Origin of the sequence: Sphingobium sp. 22B (assembly GCF_001580035.1) — a bacterium.
In the GTDB taxonomy this organism is placed as follows: Bacteria; Pseudomonadota; Alphaproteobacteria; order Sphingomonadales; family Sphingomonadaceae; genus Sphingobium; species Sphingobium fuliginis.
Window position 1 is genome coordinate 175,047 of the sequence record NZ_LTAB01000008.1, and the last position, 14,572, is coordinate 189,618.

General features: G+C 65.2%; 19 protein-coding genes. 11 read left to right on the forward strand and 8 right to left on the reverse strand.

Annotated features, from left to right (window positions below):
* Positions 1-136: 136 nt before the first annotated feature.
* Both A0J57_RS10060 and A0J57_RS10065 read right to left on the reverse strand, forming a co-directional pair.
* Positions 137-607 carry a DUF1465 family protein gene (locus tag A0J57_RS10060; RefSeq protein WP_061935424.1) on the reverse strand — a complete coding sequence of 157 codons (471 nt, stop codon included), beginning with the start codon at positions 605-607 and terminating at the stop codon, positions 137-139.
* 115 nt (positions 608-722) lie between these two features.
* On the reverse strand, positions 723-902 hold the full coding sequence (locus A0J57_RS10065; protein ID WP_037482328.1) for a YdcH family protein: 180 nt from the start codon (positions 900-902) through the stop codon (positions 723-725).
* 191 nt (positions 903-1,093) lie between these two features.
* On the opposite strand from A0J57_RS10065, the gene A0J57_RS25045 reads away from it, so the two are divergent.
* Positions 1,094-1,252, forward strand: coding sequence for a YdcH family protein (locus A0J57_RS25045; protein ID WP_007684009.1), 159 nt, complete (start codon positions 1,094-1,096; stop codon positions 1,250-1,252).
* Positions 1,253-1,397: 145 nt separating this feature from the next.
* Here the strand turns inward: A0J57_RS25045 and A0J57_RS10070 are convergent, their stop codons facing one another.
* Both A0J57_RS10070 and dksA read right to left on the reverse strand, forming a co-directional pair.
* Positions 1,398-1,763, reverse strand: a complete 366-nt coding sequence (locus tag A0J57_RS10070; RefSeq protein ID WP_025548880.1) for a PilZ domain-containing protein — start codon at positions 1,761-1,763, stop codon at positions 1,398-1,400.
* 65 nt (positions 1,764-1,828) lie between these two features.
* Entirely contained in the window at positions 1,829-2,293 is a 465-nt protein-coding gene (gene dksA, locus A0J57_RS10075; RefSeq protein ID WP_025160963.1) for an RNA polymerase-binding protein DksA, read from the reverse strand.
* A gap of 429 nt (positions 2,294-2,722) precedes the next feature.
* Here dksA and A0J57_RS26580 point away from each other — a divergent pair, with 429 nt between their 5' ends.
* A complete protein-coding gene (locus A0J57_RS26580) occupies positions 2,723-3,553 on the forward strand; it encodes a PEP-CTERM sorting domain-containing protein (protein WP_173664342.1) in 831 nt (276 codons plus the stop codon).
* Between the two features lie 53 nt (positions 3,554-3,606).
* Here A0J57_RS26580 and A0J57_RS10085 read toward each other — a convergent pair whose 3' ends face one another.
* On the reverse strand, positions 3,607-4,047 hold the full coding sequence (locus A0J57_RS10085; RefSeq protein WP_025548877.1) for a host attachment family protein: 441 nt from the start codon (positions 4,045-4,047) through the stop codon (positions 3,607-3,609).
* Between the two features lie 97 nt (positions 4,048-4,144).
* On the opposite strand from A0J57_RS10085, the gene serS reads away from it, so the two are divergent.
* The 4 genes from serS (at position 4,145) to rimO (ending at position 8,876) form a co-directional block, all read left to right on the forward strand.
* Entirely contained in the window at positions 4,145-5,422 is a 1,278-nt protein-coding gene (serS, locus tag A0J57_RS10090) for a serine--tRNA ligase (protein ID WP_061935430.1), read from the forward strand.
* A 33-nt stretch (positions 5,423-5,455) separates the two neighbouring features.
* A complete protein-coding gene (gene surE / locus A0J57_RS10095) occupies positions 5,456-6,229 on the forward strand; it encodes a 5'/3'-nucleotidase SurE (RefSeq protein WP_061935433.1) in 774 nt (257 codons plus the stop codon).
* Between the two features lie 168 nt (positions 6,230-6,397).
* Positions 6,398-7,456 carry a TrkA family potassium uptake protein gene (locus A0J57_RS10100; protein ID WP_061935436.1) on the forward strand — a complete coding sequence of 353 codons (1,059 nt, stop codon included), beginning with the start codon at positions 6,398-6,400 and terminating at the stop codon, positions 7,454-7,456.
* A 37-nt stretch (positions 7,457-7,493) separates the two neighbouring features.
* Complete coding sequence (gene rimO, locus A0J57_RS10105) at positions 7,494-8,876, forward strand: 30S ribosomal protein S12 methylthiotransferase RimO (RefSeq protein ID WP_170825621.1); 1,383 nt, start codon at positions 7,494-7,496, stop codon at positions 8,874-8,876.
* A 95-nt stretch (positions 8,877-8,971) separates the two neighbouring features.
* Here the strand turns inward: rimO and A0J57_RS10110 are convergent, their stop codons facing one another.
* Complete coding sequence (locus tag A0J57_RS10110) at positions 8,972-9,826, reverse strand: DUF4163 domain-containing protein (RefSeq protein ID WP_061935438.1); 855 nt, start codon at positions 9,824-9,826, stop codon at positions 8,972-8,974.
* Positions 9,826-10,029, reverse strand: a complete 204-nt coding sequence (locus A0J57_RS10115; protein ID WP_061935515.1) for a hypothetical protein — start codon at positions 10,027-10,029, stop codon at positions 9,826-9,828. Before A0J57_RS10115 ends, A0J57_RS10110 begins: the two co-directional genes overlap by 1 nt.
* 139 nt (positions 10,030-10,168) lie before the next feature.
* Here A0J57_RS10115 and A0J57_RS10120 point away from each other — a divergent pair, with 139 nt between their 5' ends.
* The 4 genes from A0J57_RS10120 to argC all read left to right on the forward strand — a co-directional run bounded on the left by A0J57_RS10120 (position 10,169) and on the right by argC (position 13,844).
* A complete protein-coding gene (locus A0J57_RS10120; RefSeq protein WP_061935441.1) occupies positions 10,169-11,566 on the forward strand; it encodes a M17 family metallopeptidase in 1,398 nt (465 codons plus the stop codon).
* Positions 11,567-11,627: 61 nt separating this feature from the next.
* Positions 11,628-12,035 carry a MarR family winged helix-turn-helix transcriptional regulator gene (locus A0J57_RS10125; RefSeq protein ID WP_025548865.1) on the forward strand — a complete coding sequence of 136 codons (408 nt, stop codon included), beginning with the start codon at positions 11,628-11,630 and terminating at the stop codon, positions 12,033-12,035.
* Entirely contained in the window at positions 11,995-12,903 is a 909-nt protein-coding gene (locus A0J57_RS10130; protein ID WP_061935443.1) for a C40 family peptidase, read from the forward strand. Before A0J57_RS10125 ends, A0J57_RS10130 begins: the two co-directional genes overlap by 41 nt.
* Positions 12,900-13,844: an N-acetyl-gamma-glutamyl-phosphate reductase gene (gene argC, locus A0J57_RS10135; protein WP_025548862.1), complete on the forward strand. Its 945-nt coding sequence runs from the start codon at positions 12,900-12,902 to the stop codon at positions 13,842-13,844. The genes A0J57_RS10130 and argC overlap by 4 nt, the downstream gene beginning before the upstream one ends.
* Positions 13,845-13,938: 94 nt before the next feature.
* On the opposite strand, the gene A0J57_RS10140 is transcribed toward argC, so the two are convergent.
* Positions 13,939-14,142 (reverse strand): hypothetical protein, encoded by a 204-nt coding sequence (locus tag A0J57_RS10140; protein WP_037482318.1) that lies wholly within the window; start codon positions 14,140-14,142, stop codon positions 13,939-13,941.
* A gap of 227 nt (positions 14,143-14,369) precedes the next feature.
* On the opposite strand from A0J57_RS10140, the gene A0J57_RS26585 reads away from it, so the two are divergent.
* Complete coding sequence (locus tag A0J57_RS26585) at positions 14,370-14,543, forward strand: hypothetical protein (RefSeq protein ID WP_165363299.1); 174 nt, start codon at positions 14,370-14,372, stop codon at positions 14,541-14,543.
* Positions 14,544-14,572 lie beyond the last annotated feature (29 nt).

A 14,572-nucleotide genomic window follows, 5' to 3' on the forward strand; every position in this document is an offset into this window, starting at 1 on the left:
TAGACCAGAAATCGGGCGGATGGCCAGCCCCCAAGATGATGGCGGGACAGGCTGTGCGGGGATTTGGGCTGAAAGGCTGGATGGCGTGGAGATATGTAACCCCGCTCCTGCCGACATGCCCCAGCGAACCCGCCTGTCAGAAGGCGGCGTTGAGCCGATCCATCAATGCCCGGGCCGGATTGGGTTCCGCCTGCGCCCGCGGACGCGCCATGCGATCCTGAAGGCGGGCGACCCTTTCGTAAAGGTCCTGGCTTGCCTCTATCAATGCGCGGGCGGCGAAGGGGAAGTTGCCGGCCACCGAAGGATCGGTGGTCGCGGCATGGCCGAGGCGGTATTTCTCGTCCAGCATCTCCGCATCGCTGAGTTCCCCCCGTTGCCAGGCGCGCTGGCTCAGCAACCAGGCGATGATGTGCATGAGGCGCGTCGTGACCTTGAGCGATTCGCAGGCGAAGGCGACGCGGCGAAGCGGATCGTCCGTCTCCGGATCGCCTCCATCCCGCACATCGAAATAGGCGCGCGCTTCATCCGCCATCACCATGGCTTCGACATAGAGACCGTCGACAAGGCGGCGATGCAGGCCCTGTTCAAGAGAAGCGGCGAGTTTCATGGCCGATATGTGCCATAGAGCGGGCGCCTTGTCAGTCCCGATGCGGGCCCGTTAACCCCGAATTGTGTCATTCGGGATCAGTCGGGACCGCATTGGCCATAATCCGTTCAACCGTTCAGGCGATGATGTCGGGGACGAGCTGATCCTCCAGCAGCGCCATTTCGTCGCGCAGGCGCAATTTCCGCTTCTTGAGACGCGCGACCTGCATCTGGTCGCCCGAACCGGAGTCCACCAGCGCGCTGATGGCGCTGTCCAGGTCGCGATGCTCGATTCGCAACAATTCCAGCCGACGCATGATGTCTTCGCGGCTCACCATACACCTACTTTCGCACCCATTGCCGTCCCATCGCCCCTTGATAGCCCGGCGGGCCGGCACGAACCATCGCAAATTTCAAAGCGGCCCGTCGCAAAGCGCGAATCGCCCGAAGACACGGCCAGCGAATCGTGATCTACTCGTTCATCCATTGCCCTCGTAAGGAGAATGTCATGGAAAACAGCCACATTTCAGCTCTTTCGGCCAAGCATGCCGGGCTTGAGGCTCGAATCAAGGCGGAGACGAGTCGTCCCATGCCTGACGCGATCCTGGTGGCCTCGCTCAAGAAGCAGAAGCTTCGGCTGAAGGAGGAAATGGAGGCGCAACACTGACAGCGGTGACGCCTGTGTGAAAGGCATGGATCGGCGGTCCCTTGCCGCTGATCCTGCCCTTCCGGGAGAAGCTCCGGGGCCATGCCTTGCGGGGCTTTTTTGTGGGCGGCGGCAATCGAGCCACCCTGTAATCCATTTTGGATGCTCAGCGCATGAAGCGGCGCTGGCGCAGATAATCGGGCACCGCAAGCTGTCCTTCCGGCGCGGAAACCCGGCGGCGCGCGAGTTGGGGATCGATCGGCACGTCGAACGCGATGCCGATGCGATCCTCCCGTGACCAGACGACCGAACCATGGACCTGGCCGATGCCGCGCAGGTCGAAGCGAATGCGGATGCCATTGGGCACGGCGCGCTCACAATCGGCCATGAGGCCGGTGGCGGAAAGATTGCGGACGCGGGCGCGGCCGAGCGGAACCCCGTCGGCCGAGCTTAGATTGGTGAGCAGGAAAAGGCTGTCGCGCGGGCCGGAACGCGCCGGACCACGATCACCATCATCCTGATTGCTATCCATCGACAACGCCCTGCAAGATCACTGGAATTTCCCGGCGACCCTGCCATGGCGGCATGGATAAAAGGTTAATCGTCGCGAGAGACTTTTTCCTGCCGCTCGTGCCGTTCCTGCGCTTCGACCGTCATGGTCGCGATCGGGCGGGCTTCCAGACGGCCCAGCGAAATCGGTTCGCCGGTCACTTCGCAATAGCCATATTCGCCCTCGTCGATGCGGCGGAGCGCGGCGTCGATCTTGGAGATGAGCTTGCGCTGGCGGTCGCGGGTGCGCAGTTCGATCGACCAGTCGGTCTCGCTCGATGCGCGATCGTTGAGGTCGGGTTCGCGGAGCGGTTCGTTCTGCAGGACGGCCAATGTCCCTTCCGCTTCGGCCAGGATCTGCTTCTTCCAGTCCCACAGGCGCTGCCGGAAATATTCCAACTGAAGCGGGTTCATGAACTCTTCGTCTGCGGAAGGACGATAGTCGGGTGGGAGTGTTACAGCCGATTTCGGCGGATTTTGGCCGTCTTTATCGGAATTCAGGACCGATGCCATCTGGCTCTCCGACTCGCGGGACCCCCGATGCTGAAAGTGCCGGGGTATCCGTGACTTGTGGTTGACGGCGCCTAATAGCCAGCGCCAAGGCCTGAGACAAGCGGGCAATCGGTCGTCCGGCGCGCCGGCCGCGCATTGCGGCGCGCTTATCCCCAGAAAATTCGCGATTCCCGGCCATCGGCAGATCATAAAAGAAAATAGACCAGCCGTATCGCCCAAGCGGCCGGCCGCCGTATCACAATGGGACATTAACCATATGAGTTCATAATTTGTTAGTTTTTTCCTCGACTTGACCCCGATATTCAGAGTTAACGCCATTGAAGTTAACGCTTTGTTTTGCGTTGTTAGCAATAGGGAACGGCCCCGCATCCGTTACTGCGCAACGCGGTGACGAGATCGTCAGGCCGAAGACAAACAAGAGTGGAACCTATGTCGGTACGGATGGCATTGGCTAAATTATGCGCTTGCGCCGCCGGCGGCGCGATCATCGGCGGCGGCGCCGTCCATGTCGCGGAAAGCGCGCGTCCGGCAGGGGTTCAGAGCACGAAGAGCGTCAAGGCGGCGCCCCGCAAGCATTATGCGGTGCGCAAGGTGCAGCGCGTGGTGAAGACGGTTTCCTGCGCCCCGCAGACGGTGACGGTGACCACCCAGGCGGCGCCTATCCCCCTGCCGGCCCCGGTCGCGGCCGCGGAAATGCCGGTCATGTCCGGCGGTGGCGGCGGCGCGCCGGTGGTGCTGGCGGGTGGCCCCGGCTTTGGCGGCGGCGGGTTTTTCGGCGGCTTCTTCGGCGGCAGCAGCGGCGGTTCGGGCGGATCGGTGGTGATCTCCTCCACCAGCAGCTCGACCGGCGGCATCACCAGTTCCACCAGTTCGACCACGGGCGGCGTGTCCACCTCGACCGGCGGCGTTTCGACGTCCACGGGCGGGGTTTCCACCTCATCCGGCAATGTGTCGACATCCTCCGGGAATGTGTCGACCTCTTCGGGCAACGTCTCGACCTCCAGCGGCAATGTGACCAGCAGCTCCTCGACGTCGAGCTCCACGTCCAGCTCCTCTTCGACCAGTTCCTCGACCAGCAGTTCGACGTCGTCTTCGTCCTCGACTTCCTCTTCGTCCAGTTCGTCGGGCGGCGACCATCATCATCCGCCGCCGCCGACCGACGTGCCGGCGCCGCCGATGGTGCTGCTGTTCGGGGCGGGCGCGGCGGCCCTGCTGGCGCGCAAGCGTTTCGCGCGCGCCAAGGCGGGCGCCGAAGGTTAACCGCGGGGCGATCCGGCCGGCGCATCCGGGGGGAGCGCCGGCCGGGTCGGGTTTCAACTCGTCGCGATGATCCGCTCGATTTCCGGCACCGGGTGGTTCGACAGGTCCTTGGCGATCTCACCCACCAGCCGGCTCTGCACTTCCTTGTGATAATGTTTGCGCATTTCGCCCAGGGCGGCGGGCGGCGCGACGACGATCAGCTTTTCGAAATCATTGGCGAGCGCGCGGCGCTTCAGCAATTCTGCCGCTTCCGCGGCGAAGCGCGCTTCCTCCAGATCGTGGAAATTGGTCTGCTCGACGGAGCCGCGATGGCTCGCGACCGAATTGGGCCCGCGTCCCGTGCCGTCGGAGGCCTGCTCGCGATCGGGGGGATTATCCTGCTCCTTCACCTCTTCCGTTTCCAGATTGGGAAAGGCCGGGCTGCCCTTGTTGCGAAAGAACAGCATCTTGCGCCCATCGGCCACCAGCACCATCGCGTCATGGTCTATCTGCATCGTCCCGTTCCTCTTTTCTCAACGCCTGATTTTACCACCAACGGACGGCGGTGTGCAGGGTTGCGCGGCTGGTCGCAGAACGGCATAGGGCTGACCCATGCACGACATTCGTTTCATTCGCGAAAATCCCGCCGCTTTCGACGCGGGGCTGGCCCGGCGCGGGCTTGAACCGCTGAGCGCGGAGTTGCTGGCGCTGGACGAACGGAGCCGCGCGATCAAGACCGCGCTGCAACAGGGTCAGGCGCGCCGCAATGAGGCGAGCAAGGCCATCGGCCAGGCGATGGCGCAGAAGGACATGGCGACGGCCGACGCGCTGAAGACCGAAGTCGCGGCGCTCAAGGAGAGTCTGCCCGCCCTGGAGGCGGAGGATCGCGAGATTGCCGAAGCGTTGGCGGCGCGGCTGGCGGCGATCCCCAACCTGCCGGCGGACGACGTGCCGACGGGGGAGGACGAGGTCCAGAATGTCGAGGTGGCACGGTGGGGCGAACCGCGGAGCTTCCCCTTCACGCCGCAGGATCATGCCGATTTCGGCCCGGCGTTGGGGCTGGATTTCGAAGGCGGCGCGGCGCTTTCCGGGGCGCGCTTTACCGCGCTGCGCGGGCAGATGGCGCGGCTGCACCGCGCGCTGGCGCAGTTCATGCTGGACCGCCAGTCGGGCGAAAACGGCTATGAGGAGGTCAACCCGCCGCTGCTGGTGAAGGATGAGGCCCTGTTCGGCACGGGACAGTTGCCGAAATTCGCGGAGGACCTGTTCAGGACCACCGATGGGCGCTGGCTGATTCCCACGGCGGAGGTTTCCCTCACCAATCTGGTGCGCGAACAGATCGTGGCGGTGGAAAGCCTGCCGCTGCGGCTGACGGCGCTGACACCTTGTTTCCGGTCGGAAGCCGGATCGGCCGGGCGCGACACGCGCGGCTTCATCCGCCAGCACCAGTTCGAGAAGGTCGAACTGGTGGCGATCTGCAGGCCCGAGGAATCCGAAGCCGAGCATGAGCGCATGTGCGCCGCGGCTGAGGGGGTTTTGCAGGCGCTTGGCCTGCCCTATCGGAAGGTGCTGCTGTGCACCGGCGACATGGGCTTTGGCGCCCGCAAGACATGGGATCTGGAAGTCTGGCTGCCTAGCCAGCAGACCTATCGCGAGATCAGTTCCGTCTCCAATTGCGGCGATTTCCAGGCGCGGCGGATGAACGCTCGCTACAAGCCGGAGGGGGAGAAGCAGACGCGCTTCCTCCATACGCTGAACGGGTCGGGACTGGCCGTGGGACGGACGCTGGTGGCGGTTCTGGAAAATTACCAGCAGGAGGACGGCAGCGTGATCGTGCCGGAAGTGCTGGCCCCCTATATGGGCGGGGTGACGCGGTTGCGGCCCCGGTAGGCTGCCGGCCCCCAAGCGAAGGATTCCAGACATATGCGCATCCTGCTCACCAATGACGACGGGGTCCATGCGCCGGGCCTGACCGTGCTGGAGGAGATCGCCCGGACGCTGTCGGACGACATCTGGATCGTCGCGCCGAGCGAGGAGCAGTCGGGCGCCGGCCACAGCCTGACGCTGACGCGGCCGTTGCGCGTCCGGCAGCATGGCGAGAGGCATTTCAGCGTGTCGGGAACGCCGACCGACGCGGTGATGATGGCGGTCGGCCATCTGATGAAGGATGCGAAGCCCGATCTGGTGCTGTCAGGCGTCAATCGCGGCGCCAACCTGGCGGAGGACGTGACCTATTCGGGCACGGTATCGGCCGCGATGGAGGGCGCGATCTCCGGCATCAGATCGATCGCGCTCAGCCAGGTCTATGTGCGGGAGGGGATGGGCGACGCCGTGCCCTTCGCGGCGGCGCGGGCCTGGGGCGAGCGGGTGCTGCGCCCGCTGATCGCCATGCCGGCCAGCCCCCGGCTGCTGTTCAACGTGAACTTCCCGGCCGTCGAACCCGAAGCCGTCAAGGGCATCCGCGTGGTGCGGCAGGGCTTTCACGATGTGGACCGGACGAAGATCATCCATGGCACCGATCCGCGCGGCTATGATTATTACTGGTTCGGCCTGGGCAAGAGCGACTCCGTGCCGGAAGGCAGCGATCTGGCCGCCATTGCCGAAGGCTATGTGACGGTGACGCCGCTGCATTACGACCTGACGCAGGACAGTGCGATCGCGGCGACGGCGCAGGCCTTCGGAGGACAGATCGGCTGACGGCATGTTCCTGCCCAGGCGGGGATATGGTTTTGCAGTCGACCGGAACGGAATCTGGCCATGGCGGGACCAGCGCGTTAAAGACATGGCGATGTCGCGCGCATTCCTTCTTCCTGCCTTCACCATTCCCACGATGCTTCCCCTCCGCATCATCGAAGAAAAGATCCGATGAGGATCGTTCCGGTAAGGCCGCCGTCCAGCGCGGCGGGGTTTTTGCGGCGGCGGTCTTCGCTGCCGATCTGGGCCGATCTCACCTGGCGGGTGGGGCTGGTGTTCGGCCTGATCGGGCTGGTGTTGCTGATCCACTGGGTCGGCCGGGATGGATTGAAGGACAATCTCGACGACAGGATCAGCTTCGTCGACGTGCTCTATTTCACCACCGTCACCGTGACGACGGTCGGCTATGGCGACATCGTGCCGGTCAGCCCGGAAGCCCGGCTGTTCGAGGCATTGCTGGTGACGCCGATCCGCCTGTTCGTCTGGCTGATCTTCCTCGGCACGGCCTATAATCTCTTTTTCCGCAACATCCTCTACAGGTGGCGCATGGCTCGCATTCAGGCCGATCTGCACAATCATATCGTCGTGACCGGCTTCGGCACCAGCGGGGCCGAGGCGGTGCGCGAGCTGCTGGCGCGGGGCGTCGATCCGCGCGAGATCGTGGTGGTCGATCCGATAGAGAAGGCGCTGGCCGAGGCCGAAGCGCTGGGCTGCAACATATTGTGCGGCGATTCGACGCGGGACCGGACGCTGAACGATGTCGCGATCCACCGGGCGCGGACGCTGATCGTGTCGGCGGGTCGGGACGACACCTCGATCCTCATCACCCTGACGGCGCGGCATCTGGCCCCTCGCCTGCCCATCAGCATCGTCGTGCGCAACGAGGATAACGAACTGCCCGCGCGGCAGGCGGGCGCGACCACCGTGATCAACCCGGTCAGCTTCGCCGGGCTGCTGCTGGCGGGCAGCACCAGCGGCCAGCATATTGCCGACTATATGTCGGACCTTGCCGCTTCGGGCGGTCAGGTGAAGCTGAACGAGCGCTTCGTTCTGCCGGAGGAGATCGGGCAACCGCTTTCCGCCATCGCCACTGGTCTGGGGGTACGCATCTACCGTGATGGGCGGGCCATCGGCTTCTGGGAAGAGGGCGCGGGGCGGCTCCAGACCGGCGACCTGATCATAGAAATCGTGCAGGGCGCGGCCGCCGGGGAAGCCCGGTCCCTGCCCTGATTTCCTGCCCCCCGTGACATTGCGCTCAAAAATCCCTATGTGCGCGCCGATCATGGCAACCAAAATTCCCGAAGCGCCGAAGGTCGGCATGGTGTCGCTGGGCTGTCCCAAGGCGCTGGTCGACAGCGAGCGCATCCTGACCAAGCTGCGTTCCGACGGCTATCAGATGTCCGCCGACTATGCCGGCGCCGACGTCGTGCTGGTCAACACCTGCGGATTCCTCGATTCGGCCAAGGAAGAATCGCTGGAAGCCATTGGAGAGGCGATTGCGGAGAATGGCCGGGTCATCGTCACCGGCTGCATGGGCAATGAAGCGGAACTGATCCGTCAGAAATTCCCGCAGGTGCTGGCCGTCACCGGCGCGCATCAATATGAGGCAGTGGTGAACGCGGTGCATGAGGCTTCGCCGCCCATCCCCAACGCCTTCGTCGATCTGGTGCCGGAGGGTGGGCTCAAGCTGACCCCGCGCCACTACAGCTATCTGAAGATTTCGGAGGGCTGCAACCATCGCTGCTCCTTCTGCATCATCCCCTCGCTGCGCGGCGATCTGGTCAGCCGGCGCATAGACGCCGTGCTGCGCGAGGCGGAAAAGCTGGTGCATGCCGGAACCCGGGAACTGCTGATCATCAGCCAGGACACCTCCGCTTACGGGGTCGACACCCGGCATGAGGCGCGCCAGTGGAAGGGGCGCGAGGTTCGCGCGCACATGACCGATCTGGCGCGGGAACTGGGGCAGCTTCGCACCGCCGATGGCACACCGCCCTGGGTCCGTCTGCACTATGTCTATCCCTATCCCCATGTGGATCAGGTGATCCCGCTGATGGCCGATGGGCTGCTGACCCCCTATCTCGACATTCCCTTCCAGCACGCCGCGCCTTCTGTCCTCAAGGCCATGAAGCGCCCGGCGAACGAAGCGAAGGTGCTGGACCGCATCCGCAAATGGCGGGACATCTGCCCGGACATCGCGATCCGTTCCTCCTTCGTCGTCGGCTTTCCCGGCGAGACGGAGGCGGATTTCGACTATCTTCTCCAGTGGCTGGACGAGGCGCAGCTCGACCGCGTGGGAGCCTTCCGCTTCGAACCCGTGGAGGGCGCGGCGGCCAACGACCTGCCCGGCGCCGTGCCGGAAGAGGTCAAGGAAGAACGCTATCAGCGGATCATGGAGAAGACCGCCGCCATTTCCGCCGCACGGTTACAGGCGAAGGTCGGCCGCGTGCTGCCCGTCATCATCGACGAGGTGGGCGAAGCGGACGAGGACGGCTCCATCGGCGCGACCGCGCGCAGTCAGGCCGACGCACCGGAAATCGACGGCAATGTCTTCCTGCGCGACGTGGGCGAAGGCTTGCAGCCGGGCAGCATCCTGAACGTGCTGATCGAGGATGCCGACGAGCATGACCTTTACGGAGTGCCGTCGGTTTAGGGCACCATGTTCCTGCGAGGGCAGGAACCCAGTTCCGACGTCAGAACGGAACGCCCGCCTTCGCAGGGGCACGGCGCATTGTGGGGGGGGCAGCGTCATTCTGCCGCCGCAAAGGCGTCCTGATATTCCGTCCTGATCGCCTTGCGCATGGCCCCGTCCACAGGCAGCGCGATCTCATAGCTTCCCTCGGCATAGGGCCCGGCGCTGTAGGGACCGACGACCACGGTGACGCCGTCGATCAGCTTGCCGTCCTTCGACGTCGGCACCAGCACCTGCTGCATCGGATCGATGCATTTGGTGAAGTCGTCGTCATCGCTCCGCTTCACCGGCTCGCCGCGCTTTTCGGCGCGAGCCTTGTCCAGTGCGTCGCAGAAGCGGTCATGGATGGCGGCCGCGAAGGCGGCAGGCGAAGTCATCAACGCCGTGACCGCCGTCTCCCGCTTGCGCGCCTTGTCCCACAGCAATGCGTCATAGCCGGTCATGCCATGCGCCCCGCCGGTATAGACATAGCTTTCCGATTGGAGCGCAAGGAAACGCGGCGTATCGGCGGCGACCGTCCAATGGACGTCAAGCGCATGGGCGCGGAAGGGATAGCCGGACGCGCTGGCGGCCTTCTGGTCTTCGCGCGCCATTTTCAACGCATCCGCCTTGCCGACCTTCAGCGCGTTGCCGAACTTCTCCGCCAGGGCGGGTATCTGCGCGGCCTGGGCAGGGTAGCCATAGGCGAATTCGAGCAGATCGGTCTTCTCCTTCTGCTCGAAGGGTTGGGCGGGCGGCGGCGGCTCCGGCTGGCCGGACATGCGGTTCGCGAAATTGCTGGCCGCGACGTCGCTGCCCGGCAGAGCCGCTTCGCCCGCATTCCGGGCATCTTTCGACGGCGAACAGGCGCAAAGCAGCAGGACCGCCCCCAGGGGCAGTCCCGCCAGTCCTCTCCCCTTGATCCGGCGCATCAATGGGCCTTGGCTGCCGCCATGCACCGTTCGCTGATCGCCTTGCGCGCATAGCTGCTCTGGAGCGCCGCGCCGGCATTGGGCCAGCCTTCCGCGATCAATGCCTGCTCCACCGCATGCGCGCCGTCGAAACGCCCGCTTTCCGCCAGCACATAGGCACGGGCGCGCAGGGCCTGAAGGCGGCCATCGTCGCTGTGCATCATCATGTCTCTCCTTCTTTTAACTTCGTTCAATCTATGCCTGCGCTCCGTCCGACGCAAATGATAGCGCGGTCGAAGGAGGCGCGCGGACGACGAAAGATTGGGCTTTTCTTACCCGCCGCCTTTCTCCAGAACATAGGGCATGAGCGATTTTTCCGACCTGCTGAAAGCCGACAACAATCAACCTGCCCGTTCGATCCTGATCGTGGATGCGCCAGGGCTGGAAAGCTGGCTGGGAAGCCAGCCGGAGCGTGTGCGCGCGCTGACCGCCGCGCAGAAATTCAAGGGCAAGGCGCATGAATTCGCCATTCTGCCTGGCGAAGATCCGGCGGACTGGTCGGTAGTGGCGGGCGTCGCTTCCGCCACGAAGCTGGGACCATGGTGCCTTGCCAGGCTGGCCGAGGCCTTGCCCGAGGGGACTTATCGGTTGGTCGAAGGCGCGGCCGGCGCGGCGATGCTGGGATGGCTGACCGCGCAATATCGCTTCGACCGCTATCGCAGCGAAGAAAATGGATCGGGAGCGCGCGTCCTGCTGACCGCGGAAGTGGCGCAGATCGATGCGGCCACGCGCCTGGCGGAAGCGGTGGCGCTGGTGCGCGATCTGGTCAACACGCCCGCCGCCGACATGGGGCCGGCCGAACTGGAAGCCGCAACCCGCAAGGTGGCGGAACGCTTCGGCGCCGACTGCAAGGTGACGAAGGGGGATGCGCTGGAACATGGCTTCCCGATGATCCATGCCGTGGGCAAGGCCGCGGACAAGGGCTTCGCGCCGCGCCTCATCGAATTGCGCTGGGGCGATCCCGGGCATCCGAAGGTCGCGGTCGTCGGCAAGGGCATTTGCTTCGACAGCGGCGGCCTGGACATCAAGCCGTCTTCCGCCATGCGCCTGATGAAGAAGGACATGGGCGGCGCGGCCCATGCGCTGGCGCTGGCGCAGCTTGTCATGGACGCGCGCCTGCCGGTTAGGCTTCACCTGCTGATCCCGGCGGCGGAGAATGCGGTGTCCGGCAATGCCTTCCGGCCCGGCGACATATTGCGGTCGCGCAAGGGGCTGACGGTCGAGATCGGCAATACCGATGCCGAGGGGCGGCTGGTGCTGGGCGACGCGCTGACGCTGGCGGGAGAGGACAAGCCGGACCTGATCATCGACTATGCGACGCTCACCGGCGCGGCGCGGGTGGCCGTGGGACCGGACCTCCCCGCCCTGTTCGCCAATGACGAGGCGCTCGCCGCAGACATGGATGCGGCCGGGACCGCCGTCGACGATCCGACCTGGCGCCTGCCCCTGTGGGACGGCTATGCGGAAATGCTGAAGTCCGATGTGGCCGACATCAACAATGCGGGCGAAGGCGGCTTTGCCGGGGCGATCACCGCCGCGCTGTTCCTCAGGCGGTTCGTGCCCGACGCCGTGCCCTGGCTGCATCTCGACACCTTTGCCTGGCGTCCCGCCTCCCGGCCGGGGCGGCCCAAGGGGGGCGAGGCGCTGGGACTGCGCGCCGCCTTCCATATGCTGCAAGCGCGCTACGGCCGTAAAAAGTAAAAAGAAAGCGATTGTCCGAGGCCGTTACGCAACCGGATTGGCTATCGTGCGTTACGGGGTCATGGATGCCCATTCCGCACAGACTGAAGCCGCAGAGCTGAACCGTCCCGGCCTGAAGCCGCTCAGCCAATGGATGCGCACATTGGTCGATTATGTGCGGTCCGGCAAACCCGACCTCACCAACCGGCAGATGGCGCTGATGCTGACCGTCTACATCGGCGCGGGGCCGCATACGGTGCGGGGACTCGCGGAGGCGCTGAACGTCTCCAAGCCGGTCATCACCCGCGCACTCAACAAATTATCGGCGCTTGGCTATCTGCGGCGGGAACGGGACTCCACCGACCGACGCAATATTTTCATCACCCGAACCCCAAAAGGGGCGGAATTTCTTGACGCCTTTCACCATTTCATCGCAGGAACCGGCCGCGATGAACGCCTCAACTTCTCCCCTGCGGAACGCACCGCCTGAACGCATCCGATTCAAGCTGGACGGCCGATCGGTCAGGCTCGACACGCGCGTCCACGCGGCGCGCGGCGACCTGGCCGACCTGGCGCTGGCCGGCGTGCTGTTTTCCGCCCATTATGCCCGTGCCGTCGAACTGACCTGCGTCGCCGCCGGCGCACCGGTGCTGGCGTCCGACACGCCCAAGGCGCAGGCGGTCAGCGAATTGCTGCGGGGCGAGAGCTTCCACGCGCTGGACGTGACGGCGGACTGGGCCTGGGGCTTTTGCGGGCATGACGGCTATGTCGGCTATGTCCGGCGGGAAGCGCTGGACGTGCGGGAGGTGGTGAACAGCCGCGTGATCACCGGCACGGCGCCGCTCTTCAGCGCCGCCGACATCAAGTCGCCCATTGCCGATTACTGGCCGCGCGGCGCGCAGTTCGCGGCAGAGGCGCAGGGCGATTTCTTCGCCTGTGCGGAAGGCTTCGTGCATCGGCGCCATGTCGCGGAGATCGAGGCGCTGGAAAGCGACTGGGTTTCGGTGGCGGAGCGTTATCTGGGCCAGCCCTATGTCTGGGGCGGGCGCGGGCATCGCGGCGTCGACTGTTCCGGCCTGGTGCAGGTATCGCTCGGCCAGTGCGGGATCAAGGCGCCCCGCGACACCGATCTGCAGCGGGAGGGGATCGGTTCCCTCATCGCGCCGGATGCGCCGCTCCGACGAGGGGACTTTGTCTTCTTCCCCGGCCATGTCGGCATCATGACCGACGAGCGCAACATGATACATGCCAACGCCCATTGGATGAGCGTGGTGATCGAGCCACTGGCCGACGTCGTCGGACGGTTGGCGGCGGACCACGCGGAACCCGTGACGGCGAGGCGGAGAATCGGCACATGACACATCGGATATTCATCGACGGCGGCGTCGGCACCACGGGTCTGGAAATCAACGAGCGGCTGGCGGGTCGTCCCGAACTGTCGATCATCACGCTCGACGAGGACAGGCGCAAGGACGCGTCGGCGCGCAGGGAGGCGCTGAACGCGGCGGACATCGTCATCCTCTGCCTGCCCGACGATGCGGCGCGGGAGGCGGTGGCCCTGATCGACAATGGCCGGACGCGGGTGATCGACGCGTCGACGGCCCATCGGGTGGCGGACGGCTGGACCTATGGCTTTGCCGAACTGGAACCGGGGCATCGGGACAGGCTTGCAAATTCGCGGTTCGTCGCCAATCCGGGCTGCTGGCCGACAGGCTTCCTGGCGCTGGTGAGACCGCTGGTGCTCGCCGGTCTGCTGCCGGGCGACTGGCCGGTGACGGTATCCGGCGCGTCCGGCTATTCGGGCGGCGGCAAGTCGATGATCGCGGAATATGAAGGCGCGGAGGGCGCGCCGAGCGCGTTCCGGCCCTATGGACTGGGGCTGGCCCACAAGCATGTGCCGGAAATGCTGCGCTATTCCGGCTTGCAGCACCCGCCCCTGTTCGCCCCGGCCGTCGCCAATGCCTATCGCGGCATGATCGTGGAGGTGCCGTTGCAGTTGCGCGCCCTGCCCGGCGCGCCTTCGGTGGCCGATGTGCATGGCGTGTTGGCCGCCGCCTATGCGGGATCGCCCATCGTCAGCGTGGAAGCGCTGGAGGACAGCGCGGCGATGACTCAGGTCCGGCTGGAGCATGTCGGCGCGACCGACCGGCTGGCGCTGTTCGTCTTCGGCAATGAGGCGGCCGGTCAGGCGCGGCTGGTGGCGGCGCTCGACAATCTCGGCAAGGGCGCGGCCGGAGCCGCCGTGCAGAACCTCAACATATTGGCGGGACTGCCGGAAACGGCTGGCCTGCGGCTATAGGCCGACATTCGATCTGCTCCATCCGTCATGCCGGACTCGTTTCAGCATGACGGATGGGAAGTCGGGGCGAGCGAAGCTTCGGAGATGCGCTGGATCAATGGATCGTGCCCAGCGGCCCTTCATGGGTCAGCAGCACGATCAGCCGCTCGATCTGCCGCCAATGGCAGAAGCGGATATGGTTGCCCAGATCGCGGCTTCGGTCGGCGCGCGCCGCGGCTTCATAGCCTGCATTGTCGCCAAACAGCGACATCAGCTCAGCTGCGTCCTCATAGCTCTTTCGATTGGAAAGATATGGCATGTTCATGACGAAGCCCCCCAAAGTCCCCACCCTGACGGTAAGGATCATGGTTCAATCCCCATGCCAACCATGGCCATCGACGGAGCAGCGCGGCCTGGAAGGGTGAACGGCCGGTTAGCCAAGTCCCGCCATGGCACAAACATCCCGTTGCGGCACAGACCTGTCCTGAAAAGGCGCAGGCGGGAAAGCGCTGGCCATGCATCCCCGCGCGTGGCAAGGACCGGGAAATGACCAATGCCAGAAAAGAACCGATCGGCGCAGGCGCCATTTTGGCGCTCACCATTTTGGGCGGAACAATCGTCGGCGGCCTGATGGGCCAGCCGAGTGCCGGCCTGCTGGGCGGCACCGCGCTGGGCATCGTGATCGCGGTGCTGCTATGGGTGCGGGATCGGGGAAAATAGCTCCGCACCCGGCACTTGCGCGCCTTGCC

Coding starts and splice junctions, on each gene's coding strand:
- A0J57_RS10060 (WP_061935424.1), bottom strand. CDS start 607: ATGAAACTCGCCGCTTCTCTTGAACAGGGCCTGCATCGCCGCCTTGTC.
- A0J57_RS10065 (WP_037482328.1), bottom strand. CDS start 902: ATGCGTCGGCTGGAATTGTTGCGAATCGAGCATCGCGACCTGGACAGC.
- A0J57_RS25045 (WP_007684009.1), top strand. CDS start 1,094: ATGGAAAACAGCCACATTTCAGCTCTTTCGGCCAAGCATGCCGGGCTT.
- A0J57_RS10070 (WP_025548880.1), bottom strand. CDS start 1,763: ATGGATAGCAATCAGGATGATGGTGATCGTGGTCCGGCGCGTTCCGGC.
- dksA (WP_025160963.1), bottom strand. CDS start 2,293: ATGGCATCGGTCCTGAATTCCGATAAAGACGGCCAAAATCCGCCGAAA.
- A0J57_RS26580 (WP_173664342.1), top strand. CDS start 2,723: ATGTCGGTACGGATGGCATTGGCTAAATTATGCGCTTGCGCCGCCGGC.
- A0J57_RS10085 (WP_025548877.1), bottom strand. CDS start 4,047: ATGCAGATAGACCATGACGCGATGGTGCTGGTGGCCGATGGGCGCAAG.
- serS (WP_061935430.1), top strand. CDS start 4,145: ATGCACGACATTCGTTTCATTCGCGAAAATCCCGCCGCTTTCGACGCG.
- surE (WP_061935433.1), top strand. CDS start 5,456: ATGCGCATCCTGCTCACCAATGACGACGGGGTCCATGCGCCGGGCCTG.
- A0J57_RS10100 (WP_061935436.1), top strand. CDS start 6,398: ATGAGGATCGTTCCGGTAAGGCCGCCGTCCAGCGCGGCGGGGTTTTTG.
- rimO (WP_170825621.1), top strand. CDS start 7,494: ATGTGCGCGCCGATCATGGCAACCAAAATTCCCGAAGCGCCGAAGGTC.
- A0J57_RS10110 (WP_061935438.1), bottom strand. CDS start 9,826: ATGCGCCGGATCAAGGGGAGAGGACTGGCGGGACTGCCCCTGGGGGCG.
- A0J57_RS10115 (WP_061935515.1), bottom strand. CDS start 10,029: ATGATGCACAGCGACGATGGCCGCCTTCAGGCCCTGCGCGCCCGTGCC.
- A0J57_RS10120 (WP_061935441.1), top strand. CDS start 10,169: ATGAGCGATTTTTCCGACCTGCTGAAAGCCGACAACAATCAACCTGCC.
- A0J57_RS10125 (WP_025548865.1), top strand. CDS start 11,628: ATGGATGCCCATTCCGCACAGACTGAAGCCGCAGAGCTGAACCGTCCC.
- A0J57_RS10130 (WP_061935443.1), top strand. CDS start 11,995: ATGAACGCCTCAACTTCTCCCCTGCGGAACGCACCGCCTGAACGCATC.
- argC (WP_025548862.1), top strand. CDS start 12,900: ATGACACATCGGATATTCATCGACGGCGGCGTCGGCACCACGGGTCTG.
- A0J57_RS10140 (WP_037482318.1), bottom strand. CDS start 14,142: ATGCCATATCTTTCCAATCGAAAGAGCTATGAGGACGCAGCTGAGCTG.
- A0J57_RS26585 (WP_165363299.1), top strand. CDS start 14,370: ATGACCAATGCCAGAAAAGAACCGATCGGCGCAGGCGCCATTTTGGCG.